Genomic DNA, 1791 nt, shown 5'->3' on the forward strand with positions numbered 1-1791 from the left:
ATGGAAGAGCCCCGGGGCAGCGCGCTGGTGGGCGTGGGTCCGGTGCGGATGACTCCGAGCGAAGCGTTCGTGGAGACCTTGGTGGCGCACGGGGTGAAGGAGGTCTTTGGGATCGTGGGTTCGGCGCTGATGGATGCGCTGGATCTTTTTCCTGCGGCGGGCATTCGCTACATTCCGGTGGTGCACGAGCAGGGCGCGGGGCACATGGCCGACGGCTATGCCCGCATCTCCGGGCGCCACGGGGTGTGCATGGCGCAAAACGGCCCTGGAGTTACCAATTTTGTGACGGCGGTAGCGGCGGCCTACTGGGCGCATTCCCCGGTGGTGGTGATCACCCCCGAGTCGGGCAGCATGACCATGGGGCTGGGGGGGTTTCAGGAGACCGAGCAGCTGCCCATTTTCTCCAAGATCACCAAGTTCCAGGCCCACGTGAACAACCCCCGCCGGATGGCGGAGCTCACGGGCCGGGCTTTCGATCGGGCGATGCTGGAGCTGGGTCCGGCCCAGCTCAACATCCCCCGGGACTTTTTCTACGGCGAATACGACTTCGAGATTCCCGCGCCCATTGTGATCGAGCGGGGGGCGGGGGGCGAGAGAAGCCTTGGCGAGGCGGCCGAGCTTTTGGCCAGCGCCCAGTTTCCTGTGATCATCGCCGGGGGCGGGGTCATTCTGGCCGAGGGGGTGGAGGCGTGCGTCGCGCTGGCCGAGCACCTCTCGGCGCCGGTGGTGACCTCCTATCTGCACAACGACGCCTTCCCCGCGTCCCACCCCTTGTGGGCCGGGCCCCTGGGCTACCAGGGGTCGAAGGCGGGCATGAAGCTTTTGGCGCAGGCCGACGTGGTGCTGGCGCTGGGCACGCGCCTTGGCCCCTTTGGCACGCTGCCCCAGCACGGGCTTGACTATTGGCCGAAGAGCGCGAAAGTGATCCAAGTGGACGCCGATCCCCGGATGCTCGGGCTGGTGAAGAAGATTTCGGTGGGCATTGCGGGCGATGCCCGGGCCGCGGCCGAGGCGCTCCTTGCGCGGCTTCAAGGCAAGCGGCTCGCCGGCGCGCAAAACCGCGAGGCGCGGCTCAAGACGATCCGGGCGGAGAAGGAAGCCTGGGAGCAGGAGCTTGCCCAGTGGACCCACGAGCGCGACCCCTATTCCGAGGAGGTGATCCGCGCCGAGCCCCATCTGCTGCACCCGCGCCAGGTCCTCAAGGAGCTCGAGCGCGCCCTGCCCCAAGACGCCATGGTCTCCACCGACATCGGCAACATCTGCTCGGTGGCCAATAGTTACCTGCGCTTCGAGCGGCCGCGCTCGATGCTTGCCGCCATGAGCTTCGGCAACTGCGGCTACGCCTTTCCTACCGTGATCGGGGCGAAGGTGGCCGCCCCCGAGCGGCCGGCCGTCGCCTACGTGGGCGACGGGGCCTGGGCGATGAGCATGGGGGAGATTTTGACCTGCGTGCGCGAGAAAATCCCCGTGACCGCGGTGGTGTTCAACAACCGCCAGTGGGGGGCGGAGAAGAAAAACCAGGTGGACTTCTACAGCCGCCGCTTCGTGGGCACGGATCTGGAAAACCCGAGCTTTGCCGCCATCGCCCGCACCATGGGGGCCGAGGGGGTCACGATCGACCAGCTCTCGGAGGTGGGCCCCGCCCTCTCCGCCGCCTGCCAGGCGCAGGCCGAGGGCAAAACCACCATCCTCGAAATCCTGGTCTCGCGCGAGCTCGGCGACCCCTTCCGCCGCGACGCCCTCTCCAAGCCCAAACGGCTGCTGGAAAAGTACAAGGACTACGTGTGAGGC

At 67.4% G+C, this 1791-nt stretch carries 1 protein-coding gene; it reads left to right on the forward strand.

The features are described from left to right. On the forward strand, positions 1–1788 hold the full coding sequence (gene xsc / locus ACTFO6_RS17215) for a sulfoacetaldehyde acetyltransferase (protein ID WP_439935664.1): 1788 nt from the start codon (positions 1–3) through the stop codon (positions 1786–1788). Positions 1789–1791 lie beyond the last annotated feature (3 nt).

The organism is Pelomicrobium sp. G1 (assembly GCF_051905455.1).
In the GTDB taxonomy this organism is placed as follows: Bacteria; Pseudomonadota; Gammaproteobacteria; order Burkholderiales; family UBA6910; genus Pelomicrobium.

What these genes read in the sequence shown, in the direction of transcription:
- xsc (WP_439935664.1), top strand. Translation starts at nt 1, where the DNA reads ATGGAAGAGCCCCGGGGCAGCGCGCTGGTGGGCGTGGGTCCGGTGCGG.